This window comes from Daejeonella sp. (assembly GCF_049655485.1).
In the GTDB taxonomy this organism is placed as follows: domain Bacteria; phylum Bacteroidota; class Bacteroidia; order Sphingobacteriales; family Sphingobacteriaceae; genus Daejeonella.
The window spans coordinates 1-25,524 of sequence record NZ_JBASJU010000349.1 but is presented as its reverse complement, the minus strand read 5'-3'; the positions used below and the strand labels follow the sequence as shown (position 1 = coordinate 25,524).

The 25,524-nt window shown below is 40.8% G+C and carries 20 protein-coding genes; 16 read left to right on the top strand and 4 right to left on the bottom strand.

Features of this window, described 5'->3' with window-relative positions; translation table 11 throughout:
* From WBJ10_RS14325 to WBJ10_RS14285, 9 genes are all read left to right on the top strand, one after another.
* On the top strand, positions 1-337 hold a 337-nt coding region (locus tag WBJ10_RS14325; RefSeq protein WP_424291466.1), incomplete at its 5' end, for a JAB domain-containing protein.
* Between the two features lie 7 nt (positions 338-344).
* Positions 345-1,187 carry an endonuclease/exonuclease/phosphatase family protein gene (locus WBJ10_RS14320; protein ID WP_424291464.1) on the top strand — a complete coding sequence of 281 codons (843 nt, stop codon included), beginning with the start codon at positions 345-347 and terminating at the stop codon, positions 1,185-1,187.
* Between the two features lie 73 nt (positions 1,188-1,260).
* Entirely contained in the window at positions 1,261-3,660 is a 2,400-nt protein-coding gene (pheT, locus tag WBJ10_RS14315; protein ID WP_424291462.1) for a phenylalanine--tRNA ligase subunit beta, read from the top strand.
* A 13-nt stretch (positions 3,661-3,673) separates the two neighbouring features.
* Entirely contained in the window at positions 3,674-3,982 is a 309-nt protein-coding gene (locus tag WBJ10_RS14310) for a hypothetical protein (protein ID WP_424291460.1), read from the top strand.
* 20 nt (positions 3,983-4,002) lie between these two features.
* A complete protein-coding gene (locus WBJ10_RS14305) occupies positions 4,003-4,293 on the top strand; it encodes a cell division protein ZapA (protein ID WP_424291458.1) in 291 nt (96 codons plus the stop codon).
* 208 nt (positions 4,294-4,501) lie between these two features.
* The gene (gene rny / locus WBJ10_RS14300) at positions 4,502-6,064 is read left to right on the top strand and encodes a ribonuclease Y (RefSeq protein ID WP_424291456.1); all 1,563 of its coding nucleotides are present in this window, start codon (positions 4,502-4,504) and stop codon (positions 6,062-6,064) included.
* Positions 6,065-6,139: 75 nt separating this feature from the next.
* Positions 6,140-6,646: a DUF962 domain-containing protein gene (locus WBJ10_RS14295; protein ID WP_424291454.1), complete on the top strand. Its 507-nt coding sequence runs from the start codon at positions 6,140-6,142 to the stop codon at positions 6,644-6,646.
* Positions 6,647-6,879: 233 nt separating this feature from the next.
* Entirely contained in the window at positions 6,880-9,678 is a 2,799-nt protein-coding gene (locus WBJ10_RS14290) for a TonB-dependent receptor domain-containing protein (protein ID WP_424291453.1), read from the top strand.
* 118 nt (positions 9,679-9,796) lie between these two features.
* Positions 9,797-11,236: a hypothetical protein gene (locus WBJ10_RS14285; protein ID WP_424291451.1), complete on the top strand. Its 1,440-nt coding sequence runs from the start codon at positions 9,797-9,799 to the stop codon at positions 11,234-11,236.
* A 54-nt stretch (positions 11,237-11,290) separates the two neighbouring features.
* Here the strand turns inward: WBJ10_RS14285 and WBJ10_RS14280 are convergent, their stop codons facing one another.
* From WBJ10_RS14280 to WBJ10_RS14270, 3 genes are all read right to left on the bottom strand, one after another.
* Entirely contained in the window at positions 11,291-12,448 is a 1,158-nt protein-coding gene (locus tag WBJ10_RS14280; RefSeq protein ID WP_424291449.1) for a hypothetical protein, read from the bottom strand.
* Between the two features lie 265 nt (positions 12,449-12,713).
* On the bottom strand, positions 12,714-13,061 hold the full coding sequence (locus WBJ10_RS14275; protein ID WP_424291447.1) for a hypothetical protein: 348 nt from the start codon (positions 13,059-13,061) through the stop codon (positions 12,714-12,716).
* 161 nt (positions 13,062-13,222) lie between these two features.
* Positions 13,223-14,479, bottom strand: coding sequence for a lysophospholipid acyltransferase family protein (locus WBJ10_RS14270; RefSeq protein WP_424291445.1), 1,257 nt, complete (start codon positions 14,477-14,479; stop codon positions 13,223-13,225).
* A 135-nt stretch (positions 14,480-14,614) separates the two neighbouring features.
* Here WBJ10_RS14270 and WBJ10_RS14265 point away from each other — a divergent pair, with 135 nt between their 5' ends.
* The 5 genes from WBJ10_RS14265 to WBJ10_RS14245 all read left to right on the top strand — a co-directional run bounded on the left by WBJ10_RS14265 (position 14,615) and on the right by WBJ10_RS14245 (position 21,220).
* Complete coding sequence (locus WBJ10_RS14265) at positions 14,615-15,535, top strand: helix-hairpin-helix domain-containing protein (RefSeq protein WP_424291443.1); 921 nt, start codon at positions 14,615-14,617, stop codon at positions 15,533-15,535.
* On the top strand, positions 15,532-16,059 hold the full coding sequence (locus tag WBJ10_RS14260; protein ID WP_424291441.1) for an adenine phosphoribosyltransferase: 528 nt from the start codon (positions 15,532-15,534) through the stop codon (positions 16,057-16,059). The genes WBJ10_RS14265 and WBJ10_RS14260 overlap by 4 nt, the downstream gene beginning before the upstream one ends.
* A gap of 209 nt (positions 16,060-16,268) precedes the next feature.
* Positions 16,269-17,408, top strand: a complete 1,140-nt coding sequence (locus tag WBJ10_RS14255) for an acyl-CoA dehydrogenase (protein ID WP_424291468.1) — start codon at positions 16,269-16,271, stop codon at positions 17,406-17,408.
* A gap of 366 nt (positions 17,409-17,774) precedes the next feature.
* Entirely contained in the window at positions 17,775-18,938 is a 1,164-nt protein-coding gene (locus tag WBJ10_RS14250) for an HlyD family secretion protein (protein ID WP_424291439.1), read from the top strand.
* Positions 18,939-19,030: 92 nt separating this feature from the next.
* A complete protein-coding gene (locus WBJ10_RS14245) occupies positions 19,031-21,220 on the top strand; it encodes a peptidase domain-containing ABC transporter (protein ID WP_424291437.1) in 2,190 nt (729 codons plus the stop codon).
* A 30-nt stretch (positions 21,221-21,250) separates the two neighbouring features.
* Here the strand turns inward: WBJ10_RS14245 and WBJ10_RS14240 are convergent, their stop codons facing one another.
* On the bottom strand, positions 21,251-22,885 hold the full coding sequence (locus tag WBJ10_RS14240) for a helicase associated domain-containing protein (protein WP_424291435.1): 1,635 nt from the start codon (positions 22,883-22,885) through the stop codon (positions 21,251-21,253).
* Between the two features lie 207 nt (positions 22,886-23,092).
* Here WBJ10_RS14240 and WBJ10_RS14235 point away from each other — a divergent pair, with 207 nt between their 5' ends.
* Both WBJ10_RS14235 and cmoA read left to right on the top strand, forming a co-directional pair.
* On the top strand, positions 23,093-24,493 hold the full coding sequence (locus tag WBJ10_RS14235; RefSeq protein ID WP_424291433.1) for an alkaline phosphatase PhoX: 1,401 nt from the start codon (positions 23,093-23,095) through the stop codon (positions 24,491-24,493).
* Between the two features lie 197 nt (positions 24,494-24,690).
* Positions 24,691-25,431, top strand: coding sequence for a carboxy-S-adenosyl-L-methionine synthase CmoA (gene cmoA, locus WBJ10_RS14230; protein WP_424291431.1), 741 nt, complete (start codon positions 24,691-24,693; stop codon positions 25,429-25,431).
* Positions 25,432-25,524: the final 93 nt, after the last annotated feature.

The following is a 25,524-nucleotide window of genomic DNA, read 5'->3' as shown; positions in this document are numbered from 1 at the left end:
ATCCCAGTTTAAAGATTTGAATCATGAAGAATTCTGGATACTGTTAATGAACCGCGCGAACCGTGTGACTTCAAAGCACCTTATAAGTAAGGGCGGGCAGGCGGGGACCATTGCAGATCCGAAGATCATTTTCAATATAGCACTTGAAAATCATGCAGCTTCCGTTATCTTAGCACACAATCATCCTTCGGGAAATTTAAAGCCAAGCCATTCTGATATCGAACTAACCAAAAAGCTCAGGTCAGCGGGTCTGTTTTTGGACCTTCCTGTATTAGACCACCTGATCATAACAGACCATGGTTTTTTGAGTTTCGCCGATGAAGGCATACTAACCTAATTTACAAATGAAAAAAGTACTTTTCCTGTTCGCATTTATCTTCCTCTGCTCCGGTTTAAAAGCCCAGCAAGCGCCATATGGCTCGGTGAATGTCATGTCCTATAATATCCGGTATAATAATCCTGGCGATAGTATTAATGCCTGGCCTAACCGTAAGGAATGGGTTAAATCCCTGGTGAAGTTCTATGATACAGATATTCTTGCTATCCAGGAAGGTTTAAGCGACCAGGTCGATTATCTTCAAACCGCAACCGGCTTTGCAGTTGAAGGTGTCGGTAGAAATGATGGGAAAAGAGATGGCGAGTTCGTCGCAATTTATTACAACCCCACCCGCTTTGTAAAACGACAGTCTGGGCATTTCTGGTTATCAGAAACGCCGGAAGTTCCCTCCAAAGGATGGGATGCTGCAATCTTAAGGCTTTGTACCTGGATACGCTTGTACGATAAGACCAGAAAGCAGGAGTTTGTGGTATTTAATACGCACTACGACCATATAGGAGAGCTCGCGAGGGTTAAATCATCAGAACTGATCCAGAAGCAGATTCCAATTATTGCCGGCGACCTGCCAGTCATTCTAACAGGCGACCTCAATGTCACTCCAGAAACCGAAGCGGTTGATACGATTAAAACATTCCTGAACGATACACGGGAAGTAAGCCAGCAACCGCCTTACGGCCCGGAAGGAACATTCAACGCCTTTAAATTTCCAGCGCCATTGAAGGACCGGATCGATTATATATTTACCAGCAAGCACTTTAAAGTACTTAAGTATGGGATATTATCTGATTCTAAAGACGAGCGCTACCCTTCGGATCATTTACCGGTCTTGTCGAGAGTCAGAATTGAATAAGCTCGGAAATCTTGCTTCCTTCATCCCAAATCTCGCATCTCTTACTATCTTTGTCGTTTATCATTTTTAGAACATGAAGATCTCGTATAAGTGGCTGCAGCAATTCATTCAGACAGATAAATCACCGGAAGAACTTTCTCTGATCCTGACCAATATAGGTTTGGAGGTTGAGAGCCTTGAAAAAGTGCAGGGAGTACCGGGCGGTTTGGAAGGATTGGTGATTGGTTTTGTTAAGGAATGCAGCCAGCACCCGAATGCCGACCGCTTAAAAGTTACTAAAGTAGATGTAGGCGGGTCTGAAGATCTTCAAATAGTTTGTGGGGCTAACAACGTGGCAGCGGGCCAGAAAGTTGTTATTGCGACAGTAAATACCATTATATATCCTACTACGGGAGAGCCATTTAAAATCAATAAATCAAAAATCAGAGGAGAAGTGTCCGAAGGGATGATCTGTGCCGAAGACGAGATTGGGCTGGGCCATGACCATGATGGAATTATGGTTCTTGATGCCGCTTCTGAAATTGGATCCCCGGCAAAGGATTATTTTAATCTGCAGGATGATTTTGTATATGAGATAGGGCTTACTCCAAATCGTGCGGATGCGGCTTCGCATTTGGGTGTTGCACGCGACCTTTCAGCAATACTGCAAATCCCTTTATCAATGCCTGATGTTTCAAACTTCCAGGTAAAGGATAGTTCTCTGATTATTCCTGTAAGTGTGGAAGACACAAATGCATGTCCGCGCTATTCATCATTAACTATAAGTAATGTTAAGGTAGACCAATCACCAGATTGGTTGAAAGAAAAACTGAATGCAATTGGCGTACGCCCGATAAACAATGTGGTTGACGCTACCAATTACATACTACACGACCTCGGCCAGCCATTACATGCCTTCGATGCAGATGCAATTAAAGGTCAGAAGGTGGTCGTTAAAAGTTGTCCGGAGAATACTAGTTTCAAAACGCTCGATGAGGCGGAACGTAAATTATCTGCTGAGGACCTCATGATCTGCAACGCGGAATATCCTATGTGTATTGCAGGTGTATTTGGTGGAATTTCTTCAGGGGTTCATGCCGGGACAACAAAGATCTTTTTGGAGAGCGCATGGTTCAATGCAGTATCCATTCGTAAGACTGCAAAACGTCATGGACTAAAGACTGATGCATCTTTCCGTTTCGAACGCGGAACAGATCCTGAGATGACGGTATTAGCGCTAAAGAAAGCTGCAATGCTGATCTGTGAACTTACGGGCGGAATTATTTCTTCTGAGGTTTCAGACATTTACCCGACACCGGCACGCCCCTTCGATATTGAGATCTCTTTCAGAAACGTTAACCGATTGATAGGAAAGGAGATTTCCCCAGAAGAAATCAGAACAACATTAAAGGGATTAGGGATAGATATTATCTCTGAAACCAAAGAAGGGATGTTGCTCCAGGTTCCGGCTTACAAGGTGGACGTTACACGCGAGGTTGATATCATTGAAGAGATATTACGGATTCACGGGTATGATAATATCGAAATCCCTTCTCAGATTAAAGCTTCGCTGAACTATACAGCAAAACCAGACAAGGAAGTTCTCCAGAACCAAACTGCTGACTTACTAACAGCGAACGGCTTCATGGAAATCTTGAGCAACTCTCTTACCAAGCTCAGCTATTCTTCGGAGCCAGAGCAGGCAGTTAAAATCCTGAACCCGCTTAGCGGCGATCTGGATGTGATGCGCCAAAGCCTTCTTTTCTCCGGGTTGGAAGCAATCTCTTATAACCAGAATCGCAGAAATGCAGATCTTAAGTTATATGAGTTTGGGAAAGTCTACCAAATGGATGGCGAGAATTACAAAGAGAACCAGCGTCTTTCAATCTTTATCACAGGTGCTATAGAAACAGAAAACTGGAGCGCTAAACAAGTAGCAGCCGTGTTTTATAATCTGAAGGCTGCAGTGGATCAGATCGTTCAACGGATGAATATTAAGGGCCTGGTGTCCAATGATGCTTCAAGCGCTAATTTCTCGTCAGGGATAGCATATCGCAAAGGCGAGAAAGCACTGGTTGAATTCGGTTCAGTTTCCAAAGCTGTATTGAAGAAACTTGATATATCGGGAGAAGTATTCTATGCTGACTTTGACTGGGACCTGGTAATCCGTTCAGTCAGAAATAATAAGATCGCTTATCGCGAAGTATCTAAGTTCCCATCCGTTAGGCGCGACCTTTCCATGCTTCTCAATAAAGATGTCTCGTTCGATCAGTTGAAACAGATCGCATTGAAAACCGAGAAGGGGATTTTAAAAGAAGTGAATGTATTTGACGTGTATGTAGGCGATAAACTTCCCGAAGGAAAGAAATCCTACGCATTAAGCTTTTTACTGCAGGATGAAGAGAAAACTCTTGCTGATAAGCAGATTGACGCCATCATGCAAAAATTAATTCTTAATTTCGAGAAGCAAGCAGGGGCGGAGATAAGGAAGTAGAACTTAAAACTCAATGACGGTAGCAGATCAACTCAGTAAAGTAGTAGATAAAACAGGCAGGCTCATCGACCTCTGTGTGGCTTTACAGGAGGAGAATGCGCTGTTAAAACGGGAGAACGATTCCCAAAAGAAAAATCTTCAATCTGCGGATGAACGGGTAAAAGACCTTGAAGAAAAATTGCGTGTGATGACCCTGGCACGTTCGCTGGAAGGCATGCCTACAAATGAATTGGGTGTGAGTGAAAAAAGTCTTGACATAAAGCAAAAAATTACCGAATTTGTACGCGAAATAGATAAGTGTATTGTATTGCTTAAAAAGTAATACCTAGTGAACAAGCTCAAATGGGAGAAATCTCCATAAAAATAAATATTGCTGACAGGGTTTACCCTTTAAAGGTAAACATGGAAGAGGAAGAAGTTATAAGAAGGGCAGCTAAAATAATAAATGACCGTATAAAAGAATACCAGGACAATTATGCGGTACGAGATAAACAGGATTTGTTATCCATGTGTGTATTACACTATGCTACAGCTACGCTGAAAGCAGAGAAAAAGGTGATGAATGTAGACACGGAAGTGGCAGACAAAGTTTATGAATTAGACCAGCTATTAACTGATTTCTTTGCAAAGTAATATCGTTCTTTAGACATAGAGCAATAAAGATTTAACCGCAGTTAAATTTTTAAGTTTCACTATTTAAAGCTTAACACTTCAATATTGAAGGGTTTAATGCCGGTCATCTGCTTAAGCACCTGACCAATGGCTAAGACCCCGCTAATGGATGAAGCTTATAATACATGATGCTTAAATTTAGTTGCGGTTTTTTTATACTTAAATAATTATGGATATACTACAGATAGTGCTTTATGTTTTACTCGGTCTTGCCGCAGGGGTGGTCATTGGAAGGTTTCTTTTAAGGAAGCTTCTTCGGAACCAGGAGATTGGAGCTCAGAACAAAGCCAAGAAAATACTTAAAGACGCAGAAACAAATGCTGAGATCTTAAAGAAGGATAAGTTGCTGGAGGCGAAGGAGAAATTCCTTCAGATGAAAGCGGATCACGAACAGGAGATCAACAGTAAGAATAATACCATCAACCAGCGCGAAAATTCTGTTAAACAAAAAGAGCAGTCTATCAATCAAAAGATCGACAATCTTAACAAAAAAGAACAGGAACTGGATGTGGTGAAAGCCAATCTGGAGAAACAGATAGAAACTTCCCGAGCCAAGCAGGAAGAGGTTGAAGGGCTTAAGAATCAGCACATCCAGCAAATGGAAGCCATCGCAGGGTTATCTGCTGAAGATGCAAGAAACCAGCTGATCGATTCACTTAAAGAAGAAGCAAGGACCCAGGCGATGATCCAGATTAAGGATATCGTTGACGAAGCGAAGCTTACCGCTACAAAAGAAGCTAAAAAGGTTGTTATTCAAACCATTCAGCGTACGGCTACAGAAAGCGCTATTGAGAACACCGTCTCTATTTTCAATATTGAAAATGATGAAATTAAGGGCCGGGTTATTGGCCGTGAGGGACGTAATATCCGTGCTTTAGAAGCTGCAACAGGAATTGAGATTATTGTTGATGATACACCGGAAGCGATTATTCTTTCGGGATTTGATCCGGTAAGAAGGGAAATCGCTCGCCTGGCATTGCACCGCCTGGTTACTGATGGGCGTATTCATCCCGCAAGGATTGAAGAGGTTGTAGCCAAGACTAAAAAGCAGATCGAAGATGAAATTGTAGAGATAGGTGAGCGTACGGTAATTGACCTGGGAATACACGGCTTACACCCTGAGTTGATCCGGATGGTAGGAAGAATGCGTTATCGTTCATCTTACGGACAGAATCTATTACAGCACTCACGTGAAGTAGCCAATTTTTGCGCAACCATGGCAGCAGAACTGGGGCTTAATGTTAAAATGGCGAAACGTGCAGGCTTACTGCATGATATCGGTAAGGTGCCCGATGATAATCCGGAACTTCCTCACGCTATCTTAGGTATGCAGCTGGCGGAAAAATATAAAGAACATCCGGAAGTTTGTAATGCAATTGGTGCGCACCACGATGAAGTGGAAATGACTTCCATGATATCGCCGATTATACAGGCGTGTGATGCGATTTCAGGCGCAAGACCGGGTGCCAGACGCGAAGTGGTAGAAAGTTACATCCGACGATTAAAAGAACTTGAATCGCTTGCATTGTCATACCCAGGAGTTGAAAAAACATTTGCGATACAGGCTGGACGAGAATTACGTGTGGTTGTAGAGAGTGAGCGTATTTCTGATGCGGCGGCTGAGATTCTTGCCGCTGATATCTCCAACAGGATACAGACGGAGATGACTTATCCGGGGCAGATAAAGGTGACCGTTATAAGGGAGACGAGATCGGTGGCTTATGCGAAGTAGTATTGGCCGTTAAGGGTAGAGGAATAAGAATTACGAATTACTAATTTGCCATGATTAATTGAGGTAGTATAATTTATGGGGACACAAATTCAGCAACGGCCGGTCGACGTCTTGTTCGATAAGTATGCCGAAAGCCATCAAAACCATACCAATGAGCTTATTCATTGGATCTGCGTTCCGCTGATCGTTTTCAGCTTGTTTGGACTGGTTTGGGCTATTCCTTTTCCGCACCTCGAGTTTTTAGGGAAATATAATGGGTTTGTGAACTGGGCTTCTTTCCTGATTGCTTTTTCGGTTTACTATTATTACAAACTGTCGCCCGTGCTTTCTTATGCCATGCTGCTTATTATCATGATCTTCAGTGCCGGTGTGGTTTCACTTGAAAAACTCCACAACAACAACGGCTGGCCTGAAATGTGGCAGGTCTGCCTGGTCATCTTTGTAGTTTCCTGGATCGGGCAGTTTATCGGGCATAAGATTGAAGGGAAGAAGCCCTCATTCTTTGACGATCTTAGGTTCTTGCTAATAGGGCCGATATGGCTGCTGCATTTTGTGTTTAAGAAAGTTGGGATTAGGTACTGAGATATGAAGTATGAAGTATGAGATGGCCGTAGCTCTTATGGGAGCTAAGGCTATTAATTTTAACCTCCGTGCTTTCTCCGACTTCAGACCTCCGACTTCAGTCCTCAAACCTCTTAACACTAACTTAACCTCCTTAACTTCCAGTTTACATAATGGTTAATCTTCCTTAACCCTATCGGTACGATCAGTTAACATTGTGGTAATACCTTTGCTGAAATTAAAACCTCAACAAAGTGAAACACAAGCTTCTTATATTAAATATCAGTTTTTTACTATCCTTCTTATTAATTTCACATTCGGCTTTCAGTCAGCAGGCGGGAAAAATTTCAGGAAAGGTAACAGATACCAAGACTGGTGAGTCGTTAATCGGCTTAACGGTGAAAATTACTGGCGGTACTGCCGGAGCGTCAACCGATGTGGAAGGACGTTATACCCTGGGAAACTTAACACCAGGAAAGTACAGCCTGACTTTCTCTTACATAGGATATCAATCTAAGAACATTACTGAGATTGAGGTATTGGCGGGTAAGACCACTAACCTTGATGTAAGTGTTGAGGAAGCGAGTTCGCAAGCGTTGCAGGAAGTTGTGGTGACCGCAACATTGCGACAAGAAACGATAAATGGATTGTATGCGCAACAGAAGAACAGTGTGCGTGTAAGTGATGGGATTTCGTCAGAGTCTATAAAAAGGTCTCCTGACAGGAATACCGGTGAAGTTCTTAAACGTGTAAGCGGAACGACAATACAAGACAATAAGTTTGTTATTGTGAGAGGACTTTCTGACCGATACAATTCTGCATCTCTTGATAATGGTGTTTTGCCAAGTACGGAACCTAATAGGAAAGCATTTTCATTTGATATTGTACCAGCTAATCTTATCGATAATATTGTCATCAGTAAAACAGCTACGCCCGATCTTGCTGGAGATTTTGCAGGAGGATCTGTTCAAATTGTAACAAAAGATATTCCGGATGATAACTTTATGTCATTTGGGATAGGTTACGGTTTTAACTCTCAAACTACCTTCAAAAGTTTCCAAGGTGGTTCGAGAAACTTCACTGACTATTTAGGTTTCGACAATGGTTTGAGACAGATACCAGATAACTTTCCTTCAACTAGGATTGTTGTCAACAATCTTGCCGGTCCGCTTAAGAACAACGCCTCTTTAAGAGCACTACCGCAGGGATTCGATGCTAATGATAGCAGAGCTTTCATGAGTCAGAATTATCAGTTCACAGTAGGCCGTGTAAAGGACTTTGAGAAGTCAGGAAATCGCCTTGGCGCTATCGTATCATTAAGCTATCGGAATTCACAAAATACAAATGAAGATATCGTTCGGAAATATCACGTGTTTGATTATCTGGACGACCAATATAAATTTTCTACCAATGTAGGTGCATTGGCCAATTTCGCATACAACTATAAGAAAACACGTTTAACATTAAAAAATATATACAATCGCACGTTTGATGACATGTATACAAACCGGACCGGTACCAATGTGTCGACAAGTAGTGATAATAGATTTTATGCATTCGATCTTATTCAAAAAAGTTTGTTTAAAACAGCATTGGAGGGAGAACATGGACTGGGAGAAAAGAGTGCAAAAATAAAATGGACTCTGGGCTTTAGTAATGTTATGAATGATCAGCCGGATCAGCGGAAAGTGAATTACACCCGTAATATATCTGACAGAAACAATCCAAACGCACTTTACAATGCTAGTATAACCACAATAGGGAAAGAAAACACTCGTTTGTTTTCAGATCTGAATGAAAATGGATATTCCGGTGAGGTAAATTACACTTTACCATTTCAGATGGGCAAAAAGAGTGCAACATTCAAAGCTGGACTTGCTTCGAGCTTCAGAGATAGGTTGTTTAACGTGAGATTCCTCGGTATGCTATTAAATCCGATGGACCCTGATGCCAATCAGATCCGCCAAAGGCCATTAAACACTTTGTTTGATCTTGACCTTATTAATCAAGGGAAATATAAACTAGATGAGATTGGAAATGCTGCTGATAATTATACCGCAAATTCATTAATTAATTCGGCTTACCTAATGATGGATAATAAGCTAGGTGAGAAGTCGAGGTTAGTATATGGTGTTCGGGTTGAGCAATATGACTTGAATTTAAGCACTTTTGACAGTAACATCAAACCCGTTTCCCAGAACTTCGTTGATATACTTCCATCTGTAAACTATACTTTTAGCGTTACTCCAAAAAGCAATTTCAGAGCATCTTACTTCCGAACTTTAGCTCGCCCGGAATTCAGAGAGCTTGCGCCATTTGCTTATTACGATTACGAACTTCTTGCGATTCAACAAGGAAATCCTGATTTGCAACGTTCACTGATTGATAACGGTGATCTTCGCTTTGAATTTTTCCCATCAGCCGGACAGATATTTTCAGTTTCTGCCTTTTACAAGAAGTTTACTAATGCGATTGAGTCTGCCATTTATGATGTTAATTCAACTGCTAATGTTACCTATTTTAACTCGAAAGAGGCTAATGTTTACGGTGCAGAATTAGAAATGAGAAAGACTTTAGAATTCCTTAGTTCTAAGCCAGGTTTTAAGAACACGACAGTTTACACTAATTTTTCTCTTATTCAATCTAAGGTACAAAACCCTGTAATTGCTAACCAGATTGAAACTGAAAGACCACTTATCGGGCAGTCACCATACGTGATTAATGCAGGTGTTCAGCATACAGCTTTAAACAATAAGCTAAACTTGAATTTACTCTATAATAGAAGCGGACGAAGAATATACAAATCCGGGGGACAACAGTTTCCGAGTGTCTATGAGGCTCCAAGAGATGTATTAGATTTTCAACTTGGATATAGGATCATGAAGTCGAAGGGTGAACTGAAATTTAACGCCAGTGACATATTGAATAATAATAACGTGTTGTACTTTGATCGCGATCTTAATAAGAAGTATTCTGCATCATCATCAGATGAAACAATAAGCAGGTTCAGAACTGGAAGTAACTATTCCTTGTCATTCAACTACTCATTTTAACATAAGCTTAACACCGTTTAACACAAGCTTTATTTGACCTTAACAATTAAGTTAAGCTGTAGGAATACATTTGCTGAGAAAGATTTCTTAATTGAAACGATTAATTTGAACCAAAAAAATGATGAAAAAACAAGGAATTCTAATAGCATTAATTGCTATGATTTTTACTACAGCATGTAAAAAAAGTACAGTAGATGATACCCCGGGTGGAACTGGACCTTTAGGAAGTACCGCGGTTGAAGTAAGCACTGATATTACAACAAACACAACCTGGACTGCAGATAAGATGTATCTGATTAAGAACATCATTAATGTAACCAGTGGTGCTACTCTTACTATTGAAGCGGGCACTTTGATTAAAGGCGATAAAGCATCAAAAGCTACATTGGTGATAAATAGAGGTGGCAAAATAAACGCTATTGGTACAGTAGATAAACCAATAGTATTTACTTCCAATCAACCTGTAGGTGCCAGAGCTGCGAGTGATTGGGGTGGCATTGTAATTTTAGGTAAAGCTCCTAATAACCAGGGAAATGATACTCCAATTGAAGGAATCACTTCTACTTCAGACGCAACTAAAACATCACATGGTGGTACTGATCCTGCAGATAATTCTGGGACATTGAAATACGTCAGGATTGAGTTTGCTGGTGTTCCTTTATCTCCGGATAATGAAATTAATGGATTGACACTTGGAAGTGTAGGTTCCGGAACGACTTTAGATTATATTCAAGTTTATCGTTCAGGTGATGACGCTTTTGAGTTCTTTGGTGGAACTGTTAACGCGAAACATTTATTAGCAATTGGAACATTGGATGATGATTTTGATGCTGACTTTGGTTACTCTGGTAAGGTGCAGTTTGCCCTTGCACAGCGTTTTATAAATTTGGCCGATATTTCCGGATCGAACGGTTTTGAAACAGATAATGATGGATCAGGATCTGCTAAAACTCCGCTTACTGGCGCCGTGTTCAGTAATGTTACTGTGGTTGGTCCTCTTTCTGCTGCAAATATGAGTGGATTTAATGCTAACTACCAGCACGCTGCTCAGATTCGTAGAAACTCGTCGTTAAGTATCTTGAATTCTATCTTTACTGGCTATACTGAAGGTATTTACATAGATGATTCCAGGGTTTCCGTACCGAAAGCAACAAGTTCTAATTACTTAACTGGTAAAATAGTTTTCCAAAACAATCTGATTTTCGGCACCAACTCGAAGAACAATGAAGTGAAAGGCGAGAATAAAGCAGACTTTGAATCGATGATCAGAGCATCTAACACCTTCACCGCAGCTTCGTACGGAGATGTTTTAATTACTGATCCGTACAAATACGCTCCGGATATTATCGCAGGTTCGAAACAAGGAACTCCAACGTTCACCGTGAAGGCTGGCTCTGCTGCTGAAACTGGTGCGGTATTTACAAACGCAAAAGTTGCTGATGCATTTTTTGAGAAAGTAGCTTACAGAGGTGCTTTTGGAAGTACAGATTGGTCAGCAGGATGGGCAAATTATAACCCACAGGTAATGCCTTATGACGCAGCTGGGAAAGTGAAGTAAAAGGCCCAATAATATAATAGAGAACCTCGCTTAGGCGAGGTTTTTTTTGTTTTCTTAAGGCTGGTACTGATAAACCACATCATAAGAAACCCTTCTCAAATTCGAAGCAATCTGCCCAATCTTTAAATCCTCTTTCTGTGGTGTGGATTCACACACCGAATATTTCTCTCCTTTATAGATAATTGAATTACCAGCCGGTTTATCAAACTGGACCGCCATACTAATATGGGTAGGATAAAGGAGAGCAATCATCGGAAGATTATAGATTTCGCGAACCAGATAAAAGAAAAGCGCAGCACGATCATCACAGTCGCTGTATTTAGATAATAAAGTCTGTTCCGGCGATAAGCGTTTCTCTTTCCCAAAGTTATCCTCGTCATTTTCATACAGGAAGGCATATCGCGTAAAGCGCATGAGGTAGTCTACACCTTTCTTTTGATTCATACCTTTAACATTTTCCCGCAGGATTGGGATCAAGGAACGATAAGTCTCCTTACTTAAAGGGATATTGAAGTACGTTTCAAAGTCGACCCCCGGATAATTTGCAAAGATCGCATCAACAGCCGGGTTGAGCTTTACCTGGAAATTGTATGAACGCTGGCCATATTCGAAATTGATATTCTTCTGGGTGTAGGTGCTGGGTTTAAAATCCGGCATGCGGGTAACTTTGTAGGAAAAAGAATCTTTAGCTTCAGGGATAATGATCTTTGCAGGAATGATCTTCTCTTTCACAAAATCGATCTTACCATAATCGTGGTAATTAAGGCACATGTATTTGTGCCCGTCTTCCATGAAGAATGGGATGTCGTTTACATTCTCCTCATTCCTGACGTAGAAAATCAAACGGTCTTTACCAATACCCAATCGTGCATCATAGCCCGATTTAGTCAGGAGAAACCATTTGTATAAGGTATATCGGTGGTAATTATCGGCTTTCGGACTGATCTGCTGGGCTGTTTTACGGATTAATTGATAGTAAATCCAATCGTTCAACTGATATTTCTCCTTGTACTCGTGAAGTCTTGAAATGAGAGACTGATATTTGCTCGTATTGATGTCCTGGTAAAAACTTTCCACAGAACTTTGCGATAATCCTTTATCAAAAGGAATATCAGAAGTTTGATCAAGCTCAAAGTTGAAAGTGCCATCGTAGAATTCAAAGCTGAAATTCTGAGCCGCAAGTCGTTCTGTTGATGCGATCAGAAGAAGCATTAATATGATTTTATAGCCGTATTTGCACGATAGAGCCAATGTTTAACATTAAGTTAACATTAAATATACGATAAAATAACATGATATCCAAATTTGTAGTTATGAAAATATATTCGTATATTAAACCTAACCCACCGGACAGGCCAGTTCAAATCATTTCCCGACCATACCCTGATCGTAAGATAAACGTAGGATAAACGTAGGATGGAACTTCCTTAGCTATACCTAAGCTACACTTATGCTACACCACAAGTAAAGATTAGAGCTATAGATTCTTACCGATCTTCTCCAGCATCTCCTCAGGAATCTTCTCCATATCAACCACAAGGAAACCATCCAGGCTGTCTGAGAATTTAGGATCGATATTGAAGCAGATAATCCTGGCGTTTAATGCGAGGTATTGACGGAGTAGGACTGGTACTTTCAGGTGGGTTGTTTCTATTTCAGAAATCAGGCTGTCGAGGTCCTTAAGAGTATTATTGGGTTCCAAAAGCAGGTCCTTATCAATCTTTGAGAAGTCGACTTTAAATGCCTTACGCGGCTTTACATATTGGGCAAGTTCATGGTCAAAATGGTGGCTGCTGATGAAATCCACAATCAAAGACTTCGACAATTTGGTAAAACTGTTGCTGATACTCACCGGACCGATGAGGTAACGGTACTGCGGGTTATCAAGCAGGTATTTTAGGATGCCTTTCCATAAAAGAAAAAGGAGGAGTGGTTTCCCCTGGTACTCTTTCCTTATCCAGGAACGACCCAGCTCAAGGCTTGTTCTTAAAATAGGGTAGAACTGGTTTTTATTTTGAAGAGCTCGGCGGTATAGAAGCCTCTCTTTCCTCTGCTATAAAAGATTTCATCTCCATTACCAATGAGGTAAGCCCCTACAATCATTTTTGTCTGCGTATCCCATATAAAAAGGTGCCGGTAGTAAATATCGTATTCGTCGAGGTCGATCTGTTTATTGGTTCCTTTACCCACTTCACGGAAGGTAATCTCGCGCAAGCGGCCGATCTCTTTTATAATATGCGGAATATCAGTTGTAGGGCAGATGTATACTTCGTAAGTCCTTTCTTTCCACACTTTATAATCGCTCAAACCTTCGATTTCTCTCTCTAATACTTCAGCAGGAATAGCATCTACGATGCGTTTAGGCTTTTTGCGGATCTTAAAGATCTTACGGGGATTGAAGATCTTCTTCTCGTTTTCAAGTCCTGTACCGAGGGCGTATGTCCTGGCGCGAAGGAAGTCTAGCAGTTTGATAGTATTGCTTTGGAAGGAAATGGCAGAAGGAAGAATCGGTTTCCCGATCCTCACTTTTATTTTATGTCCATGCTTGTTAAATAATTCAGACGGCAACTTGGCGGTGCGCAGAGACGGATGGATGAAACTTAACAGATTAAACAAAAGCCCGTTATTTCCGTGAAAATATACCGGTACTACCGGAACATTCGCTTTCGCGATGATTTTACCTACGACCGGATGCCACAGTTTGTCAGTGATCTGCTGTGTTTCGAATTTAAACGTAGAGACTTCACCGGCCGGGAAAATCCCTATCGGGGTGCCGGATCGCAGGAGTTGAAGTGTGCTTTTAATGCCGCTGATGCTCGATGAATGTTCGATGTTTTCGAAGGGGTTAACGGCGATAAAATAATCGCTCAGGTTGGGGATCTTCTTAAGCAGGAAGTTGGCCATTAGTTTAGCATCCGGCCTGACCATGCAGAGAAGTTTTAGCAAAACCAGTCCTTCAATACCGCCATAAGGATGGTTGGCAATGGCTATGAAAGCCCCTTCTTTCGGAATATGATTCAGATCTGTCTCGTCGAACTCCACGGTGACGCCCAGGACCTGAAGGATCTTGTCGACAAAGGTTGGCCCCTGCAGGTGTTCCGCCTTTTCAAAGACTTCATTCACCTCATTAATTTTCATCACCTCCATAAGCAATGAAGCCAATCCCGGCAGGTAAACTTTGTCGATTTTGGCGGCTTTAGAAAAGTCCGCTTTGGTAATGATCTTCATCTCAGTTCCGGCCACTAGACCAGTATCAAAATTCTCAAAATATTAGTTTACATTTAGTATCATTTATCTCTTTCCCGAACAATCTTTCATTAAAGATATGTAAAATTACGTGTCTGATATGGAGCCTGGCAGAGCTTTAATTAGCAAGCCATGAAACGACAATTGATTAATTATTTCAGCTTCTCCAAAAAGGAACTGAACGGGATACTAATTCTGTTTTTCCTGCTAAGTCTGATTCTTTCATTCCCTTTTTGTTACAGGTTTTTCGACAGGGAGGAAGAGTATGACCTGTCCCGGTTCCAGCAGGAGATTATCTCATTTAAGGCTTCAGCACGGAAAAGGGAGAATAATTATGATAGGTTTAAGGACAAAGTAGAAGAGAATCTTCTCAAGCCCGGGTATTTTGCTTTCGACCCGAATACGGCGTCTTCATCGGATTGGCAGAAGTTGGGACTATCGCCTAAGCAAATAAAAGTGCTTAAGAATTACACTTCGAAAGGCGGTAAGTTCTATAAGCGGGAAGACTTGAAGAAAATATACTCGATTGGTGAGGGGCAGTTTAAAGAGCTGGAACCTTACATTCAAATAAAAGAGAGTAAGCCCCAATCGTTTGGCGACCGGAAACTACCGGTAGCTGCCGGTATTAACCGGAAAGCAGAGAAGAAGAATTTAGTTGTAGAATTAAATGCAGCCGATTCATTGACGCTGGATCAGCTACGAGGAATTGGGCCAGCCTTTGCTTCAAGAATAATCCGCTTCAGGAACAGGTTGGGTGGTTTTTATAGTAAGGAGCAATTGAGGCAGGTTTATGGGATAGACTCCCTGAAATATTCTCAACTGGAAAGCCAAATAACTGTCGATCCTTCATCAGTAAAAAAGATAAAGATTAATACAGTAGATTTTGAAGAGTTGAGAACCCATCCTTATCTCAGCTTTAAACAAATGAATGCGATCATACAGTATCGCAAGCAACATGGTAATTATTCTTCCCCGGATGATTTGAAGAAAGTTCTTCTGCTGGATGAAGAAATTATCCGTAAAATTGAACCATACTTAGCTTTCGATCCATGATCAGTACAAAACTGAACAAGACCATACGGGATATTCCTGATTTCCCGAAACCAGGAATAGTTTTTAAAGACATCACACCCATTTTAAAAGATGCAAAATTGTGTTCTGAGATCATAGATGCTTTCGTAAGCCGGATGGATACAGGCACAATCGATGTGATCGCAGGAATAGAAAGCAGGGGATTTTTGTTTGGACTGATGCTTGCAAACCGCTTGCAGATTCCTTTTGTCCCGATAAGGAAACAGGGTAAATTGCCTGCGGAAACGATACAGGAACCTTGCGAACTGGAATATGGATCGGCTATCCTGGAAATGCATACAGATGCATTGTTAAAGGGCCAAAGGGTAATGATTCACGACGACCTTCTTGCAACTGGAGGTACAGTTTCGGCCGCCACAAGGCTGGTTAAAAGCCTGGGCGGGGTTGTAGCTGGTTATTCTTTCGTTATTAGCCTGGATTTCCTGAACGGCAGGGAAAAACTAAAGGTTGATTCGGATAATATTATTACGCTGATATCCTACTAAGAGAGTTGTACGTTTTACGTTGCATACGACACTTGAAAAATCCTGTCTTCAATAAGGTATAACCTATTACTTAAAACCTATTACCTACAACGTATAACCTACTACGTAGAACGTACAACGTATAACTCATATTGGTGCTATAATTGCTAACTTGCGCATAACCAATTATTATACTTATGCAATCAACAATAAACCCTGATCAGGGTGGGATTAATTTCCATTTAACAGAAAATCAACAAATGGTTATAGACATGGTACGTAATTTTGCTGAAAAGCATATTCGTCCTTATGTTATGGAATGGGATGAAGCACAGACATTTCCAGTAGATACTTTCAAGAAATTAGGCGAACTCGGATTAATGGGGGTTCTGGTACCCGAAGAATACGGAGGTTCGGGCATGGGATATCACGAATACGTACATGTAATATCTGAGATTTCACAGGTATGCGGTTCTATCGGCCTTTCCGTAGCTGCACATAACTCCTTGTGCACAGGACATATCCTTAAGTTTGCTAATGATGAACAAAAGAAACGCTGGCTTCCAAAACTTGCTACTGCGGAATGGATAGGCTCCTGGGGACTAACAGAAGCAAATACCGGTTCTGATGCCATGGGGATGAATACCACTGCAGTGTTGGACGGAGATCATTATGTTGTTAATGGATCCAAGAACTGGATCACTCATGGTAAATCTGCCAATGTAGCTGTGGTGATGGTCCGTACGGGCGAGAAAGGCGATTCTAAAGGCATCTCTGCTATTGTTATCGAAAAAGGAACTCCTGGCTTTACTTCTGGAAAGAAAGAAAACAAGCTTGGGATGCGTGCATCTGAGACAACAGAATTAATCTTCGACAATTGCCGTGTTCCAAAGGAGAATATGCTGGGGAACGTCGGCGAAGGTTTCAAGCAAGCCATGTATATCCTTGATGGTGGTAGAATTTCAATTGCTGCCCTTTCACTTGGTATGGCTAAAGGCGCTCTTAAAGCTGCAGTCGACTACTCAAAAGAACGTCACCAGTTCGGCAAGCCTATATCAAGTTTCCAGGGAATATCCTTTAAGATTGCGGACATGGCCACAGAAATTGAAGCTGCTGAACTGTTAATCATGAGTGCTGCTGATCTTAAGAACAAGGGCAAAAATGTGACCAAGCAATCTGCAATGGCGAAATATTTTGCATCTGAAGTTTGTGTGAGAGCAGCCACCGAGGCCGTACAGATCTTTGGTGGATACGGTTACACCAAAGATTTTCCGGTTGAGAAATTTTACAGGGATTCCAAGTTATGTACGATAGGAGAGGGTACGTCTGAGATCCAGAAAATTGTGATAGCGAGAGAAATAATGAGATAATTATATGCTTATTCAGGCGGGCTGTTGACTGTCTGCCTGAATGAGCAAACTCATGTTTTTAATTCTGCCATTTTCGATATTGGCACATGAACAGGCACTTATACCCAATTAGTGTACGATATAACCTGTTTATCTACACTGCTTCCTGCAGGCATCTAGAAACTTCCAATCTCTTTTTCCTTTTAGGTTCTAATACACCTTTAACTCAATCAAGGCATCCTTACCCTAAGTTATTTTTAGGGTGAAAATGTTTGTATTTAGTTTCATGGGAGTTTAGATCCACGCCGGGCAAAGAATCGCAGAATTGCGCCACACTTAAGTGATCCTGGGAAATAACGGATTTAAACTTGTTAAGACGCTTTTCCCATGAACAAGTACTGTATCCCATTATTTTCTGCAGGTGCGATTTCACAAACAGCTATAACTTATAAATATAAAATCAGCACCAAGAGTAGTCTAATATACATCTCAACTTTGGTGATCTTATTCCTAGCTATTGTAAGTCTCCCATTTATTAAAATCTCAATCAGCACTAAAGGATCTGGCCTTTTACAACCCTCGCAAGAAAAAACCGAACTGACTATCCCTGTAAACGGCAGGCTAATACAGTTGAATATGAGGGACAACCTGCGAATAAAAAAAGGAGATACAGTTCTAGTTATAGACGCTGTTTTGCCACAGCAGCAAAATAGCCTGGTGCAGAGCCGCCTCCTTCAGATAAGCCAGCTATTGCAGGATCTCAACCAATTATTAAAGTCCACCTCCCTGAATACACCTAACCTTCAAACGGGGCAGTATAATGCATCCTGGCAGCAGTTTTTGCAGGAATCTGAAAATTCCCGTAATGCTACAGACCAGGCTGAACGTACATTTAAGCGCTACGAAAAATTACATCAGAATGGAGCAATTACTGCTTCGGAATACGAAAAATTTAAATTCGAATACGATCAGGCTAAATCCGCAAAGTTGCTTTTAAGCAAAAAATATAGATCTCAATGGCAGGTAGAAGCCAGTCAGTATCGTAATGAATTGAGTCAACTAACCGGCCAGCAGGCAGAGTTGAATGAACAGAAGAAACAATATATCCTTAGAGCCCCAATTACTGGTTCATTGCAGAACATTGCAGGCTTGCAAAAAGGGGCCTATGTGTTTGCTAGTCAGAAAATAGGAGAAATTTCCCCAGATACAAACCTTCTTGCATTCTGTTATATCAAACCGTCAGACATAGGCCTTATTCGTAAAGGTCAAAAGGTAAGTTTGCAGGTAGAAGCCTTTAATTACAATCAATGGGGTTTGGCAAATGGTAAAGTGCTGGATATTTCGGATGATATCATAGTAATTAACAATAATCAACCGGTGTTTAAGGTTAAGTGTAGCTTAGATAAAAACCATTTGCAATTGAAGAATGGTTATAAAGGCTATCTAAGAAAGGGGATGAATTTTACCGCCCGGTTTTCCGTTGCCGAACGAAGTTTATACCAATTGCTATTTGATAAAGTGGATGATTGGGTAAACCCAAACCTTATTTGAGTGTAAAAATAGCCAGCTAACCAGGCTTAATTTTCTAAAAAACTGAAGAGGTTGTTTTAGATACTTTAACGGTTTTATTTATACAATGCTGAATGATAACCAAAGTAAAACAACGCGATATTACCGATTGCGGTGCGGCTTGCCTGGCATCCGTAGCATCCCATTATAAATTAAATTTACCAGTTGCCCGTATTCGACAATTTGCCGGTACCGATAAAAAAGGAACCAACGTCCTGGGTATGATTGAAGCCGCACAGAAATTGGGTTTCGAAGCCAAAGGTGTAAAAGGGCCCTTTGAAAGTTTGTTTAAAATCCCCAAGCCTTCCATAGCTCATATAATTGTTAAGGGTGTGTTGCAACATTTTGTGGTTATCTACAAGACCACAACTAAATATATTGAAATCATGGATCCTGGTGACGGGCAAATCTACCACAGGACACATGAAGAATTTCAACAGGAATGGACAGGAGTTTTAATATTACTGCTTCCAGGCGAGGAGTTTCAAGCCGGGAATGAGAAAATATCAATAAATGTTCGTTTCTGGCACTTAATCAATCCACATAAAGGCATTTTGGTGCAGGCGCTCTTTGGTGCTATAATTTACACGATTCTGGGTTTATCCACATCTATATTCGTACAGAAACTTGTGGATTTCGTTTTGGTAGACGGTAACCGTAACCTGCTTAATATGATGAGTATGGCTATGATTCTCCTATTATTAGTTCAATTATTTATTGGGGTAGCCAAAACCATTTTTACAATTAAAACCGGACAGATGATCGACGCCCAGCTAATTCTGGGGTATTATAAGCATCTATTGAAACTGCCTCAGCAATTTTTTGATGCCATGCGGGTTGGCGAAATTATGTCACGGATAAACGACGCAGTAAAGATTCGGACATTTTTGAATGATGTAAGCATCAACTTTTTGGTCAATATATTCATTGTGATTTTTTCCTTCATTTTGATGTTTACCTATTACTGGAAATTGGCCCTTATCATGCTTGCCGCTATTCCGCTTTATTCTTTGATCTATGCCATTACAAATAAACTCAACAGAAAAGCGCAGCGTAAATTAATGCAAGATTCCGCTGAGTTAGAATCTCAACTCGTGGAAAGTCTTAATTCAATTGGTACAATTAAGCGTTTTGGAGTGGAAGAGCATGCCAATGAGAAAACGGAGACTCGGTTTATTAAGCTATTGGGGACGGTTTATGAATCCAGTATGAATTCAGTTTTCTCGGGTACTTCATCGGAATTGTTATCACGCTTGTTAACAATCGTTTTATTATGGGTTGGTGCAGGTTATGTATTGAATAATCGAATTACACCCGGCGAATTGTTATCTTTTTATACATTAATTGGCTATTTCACAGGCCCGGTTTCTTCGTTAATTGGTATGAACAAAACCGTGCAGGATGCGGTTATTGCCGCTGACAGGTTATTTGAAATTATGGATCTGGAGCGGGAAAGTGAAGAAAATCAAGTCGACATAACTCCAGATAAACTGGGAGATATCATTTTTCAACACGTTTCCTTTCGCTATGGTACGCGGTTAAACGTTTTTGATGATTTAAATTTGACTATCTCGAAAGGTGAATTTACGGCTATCGTTGGAGAGAGTGGTTCGGGGAAATCAACTCTAATGTCCTTGCTTCAGAATATTTACCCTATCCAGAATGGTAATATTCGTATAGGTAAATATGACCTGAAATACATAAAGAATTCGTCTCTCAGGAGCATGGTTTCCGTAGTGCCTCAGCAAGTAGACCTTTTCGCGGGCAATGTAATTGATAATATAGCTTTTGGCGATTACGATCCGGATATCCAGAAGATTATTGACATATCCAGTCAACTGGGTATTATCGATTTTATAGAAAGTTTACCAAAGGGTTTTCAAACTTATTTGGGAGAGAATGGCGCAACACTTTCGGGCGGTCAGCGACAACGGATAGCTATTGCGAGAGCTTTATATCGTAACCCTGAAATCCTGATTTTAGATGAGGCAACATCCTCCCTCGACTCCACATCGGAACAGTATGTGCAGCACATGATTAGGATGCTGAAGCTTGCCAATAAGACTGTTATTGTTATTACTCACCGGTTAAGTACCATATTAAACGCTGATAAAATAATTGTATTGGACAAGGGTTTGGTAATTGAGGAAGGCAAGCACGAGGAATTAATTAAATCTAAAGGGGAATATTATGATTTGTGGGCGCAACAGATGCCTCTTGATTTTAGAGGCGTTTCCGACAAGCGTGCTCTTATTATTGATTAGAAACCTGCGATACTTCAATAAGCATTTCTTTTACCAATGAAAATCTGCGGCTTGCAAAAGTGAAAGCCGCTCTTTGCTCAATTTCTGTTTTTCATTTCTCATGCGGCTAACCCATTTCCCGAGTTTAGGGTCTTTTTCCCAGCTAACTGGAACCTTGCTGTGGCCGAAGTGTTGTTTGAATTCTAAGAGACGCGCATACATTGCCGGCCACCCCTCAACCTTCTTATGGTGTATTGTCCATTCAAAATGCATTTCATTCAATAAGGCAATTTTATTAGCTTCCAACTTATGTTTTTCAATTCTTATGCGGTAAACCCATGCTCCAAGCCTGGGATTTTCGGCCCATTGTGAGGGCACCCTGGTATGGCCGAAGCGATTGTAAAATGACGACAAGTGATCAAACATTTGTGCCCAATAACCTTCGTTTATATTCCAGGGAAAGGAAATACTGTTTAATCGGGCGGTTCTTGCAGGAAGCATTCTACCTGTATAATACATTTTTCTTTGCCAAACCGTCCAGGCTTGTAGTAAAGGGTCGATTCTTAATGATACCTGGCAGGTATTATGTGATTTTTTGTACGCCACAAGCTTATTAAAATTCACTTTCCATGCAGAAGAGTATTCTAATTGCAACCTTGTACGGGTTTGGTCTGTCCAAACAAAATTAAGTTTATCTAATTTCTGTATTCGCGTAGTGGAGAGTTTGCCCTGGGCTTGGAGTTTTCGCTGCAAAGCGACCCAATTGCCAAGCTGTTTATTCTCTTTAAATTTTACCGGAACGAAACTATGTCCCTGCTTTTTGTAGAAACAAACCAACTGGCGGTATTTTGCATCCCAGTCTTTTAGCTTTACCTCGTCAAAACCCCAGATGAAATTAATTTCAGTCAAGCGCTGCTCACGATGAGAGAATAGCAGCTTTTTTTTCTTCGACAACCGTTGCCGTTCCATCCAGCTAACTAATTTTATATTCTTGCCAGGAACATTTAAATGCCCATATTTCTGGTGGAAATCAGTCAATTGCCTGAAGTAATTCTCCCATTGTATATTATATGTTTCTTGTATCGACCAGGTAAACTCTATTTGTTCAAGCAATTGTTTGCGATACCCAAGAATCTTGCCTTGCAAATTCATCTTTCTTTGCCGCATAACCCACAGTGCAAGCTGCTTATCTTCCTCCCAGTTATAGGGTACCCGGCAGTGTCCCATTCTTTTCTGGAAATCTTCTAAGCGACTAATCATGAGGTCCCACGCATGATCCCTGCTTAAAGCGATGTTCCAGTTAAAACCCAACTTGTCCAGCTTAAGGAACTGACTTTCAGACAAGAACGGTTTATTCAGTGTTTGTCTGTTGATCCAATCCTTTAGTGTCTCATAATCGGGATGGCCGGGTATATTTGTATGTCCGTATTTATTGACAAAATCTCGAAACTTTAGGTGCATTCCTTCCCATAGATCGCAATCAAGGTCCTGGATGGTTTCAGCATCTTGATCGGGACCGTTCCCGAGATTTCGCAGTGTTGTGGTATCTACGTCCAGGTATTTTTCACGATTTATTGCCGTACCATGTGTAGGATTTTTACCGTGTAACGCTTCTGGCTTACTATATCTGACGTATAATTTGCTTTGCAGTTCATTACTTACCTGATCAAGATTTGTCGTGGGCATAGATAATTTCTTTCCCGCAAAGGTATGTGATGTCAGAAAAGGGTACGTGAAGTTGATGTTATGTTATCTTCAACTTTTTGAATGTTTGGAGTTTGATTCTTATTTTCAGCAACGGAACATATCACGCTTATATTTGTCCATGGGTGAGGTACTGTTTCTTAATAAAATGTTAATCCTGTTGTCAACTCTTTACATTAGTTTTATAACATGAATAATTCAAGAAGAGATTTTATCAAGACCAGCGGATTAGTAGGTCTGGGGTTCTTAGGTTTAAACCAACTTGCAGTACATGCAGCTACTTTTGGATTTGTAGAATCATATTCAGATGGTAAATATGGCCCTCTACGTTATAACCAAGGGGATATTTTAAGCCTCCCCAAGGGGTTTTCCGCAAAGGTGATTTCCCGTAAAGGTGATGTAATGACCGATGGTCTTTTATCACCTGGAGCATACGATGGTATGGGCGTATTTGAATGGAAAAAAGATAAAATGATTATGATCAGGAACCACGAGTTATCGCCGGGCGCGACTGCTTTGGGTCCGTTTGGAAAGAACAACGAACTTTTAAGTAAAATCGACAAAAATAACATCTACGATTTTGGCAAGACTGAGGCTATGTGTTATGGGGGTACCACAACTCTGGTATATAACGAGAAACTCCAAAAAATTGAACGGGAATATTTGAGTTTGATCGGCACAGTTAGAAATTGCGCCGGTGGGATTACGCCCTGGAATTCATGGATTACTTGCGAGGAAACGACCCTGGTAAAGGGTGGGCAAAATGGCATGCTGGAACAGGATCATGGTTATAATTTTGAAGTTTTCGCTACTGATAAGGTTGGTCTGACTCCACCTGTGCCAATAAAAGCCATGGGCCGGTTTATGCACGAGGCGGTAGCAGTTCATCCCAAAGAAGGTATTGTTTATCAAACAGAAGATACCGGTGACAGTCTCTTCTACCGTTATCTTCCTAACAAGAAGAAAAATCTACATAAGGGAGGTAAGCTGCAATGTTTAGTTATTAATGAATGGGCTAGCGCTGATACACGTAATTGGCCAAATCTCACGAGCGACAAATTTCCTGAAAAGAAAACATTCAATGTGCGATGGGTCGATCTCGATAACGTTGAAGCTCCGGATAATGACCTGAGGCTTCGGGGTTTTAAATTGGGAGCAGCCCGCTTTTCCAGGGGTGAAGGAATTTGGTATGGCAAAAAGGAACTTTTCTTTGCGTGCACTGATGGTGGCTCAAACAAGGGCGGGCAGATATTCAAGTACACACCCAGCAAATATGAAGGCAAGCCCAGAGAAAATGAATTTCCTGCACAACTGGAGCTATACATTGAACCTAACGACACAACAATCTTCCAGAACTGTGATAATCTAACAGTTGCACCCTGGGGAGATGTGATTATTTGTGAAGATAAATCTGATGCAAGAATTGTTGGTATTACACCTGAAGGCAAGACTTATTTAATCGCAAAGAATATCGGGTACAGCAAATCTGAATTTGCCGGACCCGTATTTTCGCCTTCAGGTAATACTCTATTTATAAATATACAGTCCCCTGGACTCACTTTGGCCATCACCGGGCCGTGGGGTGCCTGACGAATTTTGAAAACAATTTAGGTTTTTATTTTGTGACTTCAGCTTTCGGTAGGCGTGTAGCTAACAACGCAATGCTTTCTTATTGCATTTAAAAACTTTTACTAAAACCAGAGAAAATATCAGTCATTAGATTTAATTTTAACAGCGGGTTATGTTAAGCATATCTCAATAATCTAATTTAAACTGAAGATTACTTCATGAAGAACACACAAGTATCAGACAAGGTATTTAGCGAGGAGATAAAGAAACCATCGGATTTCAAATTTGGAGCTACGGTAGCGAACGCATTCGACGACATGGTGGAACGCTCAGTCCCATTTTACAACGAGATTCAGCGAATGATAATCGAGCAGGCTATTGAGCATGCGGTACCCAACACAAACGTAATTGACTTGGGCTGTTCTACCGGAACGACCATGATTGGGCTGAATCAATACGTCGATGAATCAATTAGATTCATTGGAGTGGATGATTCATCTGAAATGCTGAAGAAATGTGATTTGAAGCTTAAAGAAGCAAATTTCACTAGGCCTTATCAGCTCGTTCTTGGCGATTTGCATGAAGAAGTTAAAATTGAAAATGCTTCAGTTGTTATTCTTTGTCTTACCCTGCAATTCGTCAGGCCTATTTACAGAGAAAAACTCATTAAAAAGATATTTGATGGCCTTACTGATGGCGGGGTGCTCATAGTTTCCGAAAAGATTCTTGCTGAGGATAGTCTGTTCAACAGGAACTTCATCAAATACTACTACGACTATAAGAGAAGAAATAACTATAGTGAGATGGAAATATCGCAGAAAAGGGAAGCTTTAGAGAATGTCCTGATCCCCTATAAACTAACTGAAAATATTAAGATGTTTAGAGAAGCGGGATTCTCCCATATTGAGACATTCTTCAAATGGTATAATTTTTCAGGTTTCATCGCTATAAAGAATTAAGATGCTGGCAATAGGTAACTTCTTCTTAAAATACAGAAATCTCTTATTCATATTTTTGTATCTCGCATTATTTATCCCTTCGTCTGAAATCTT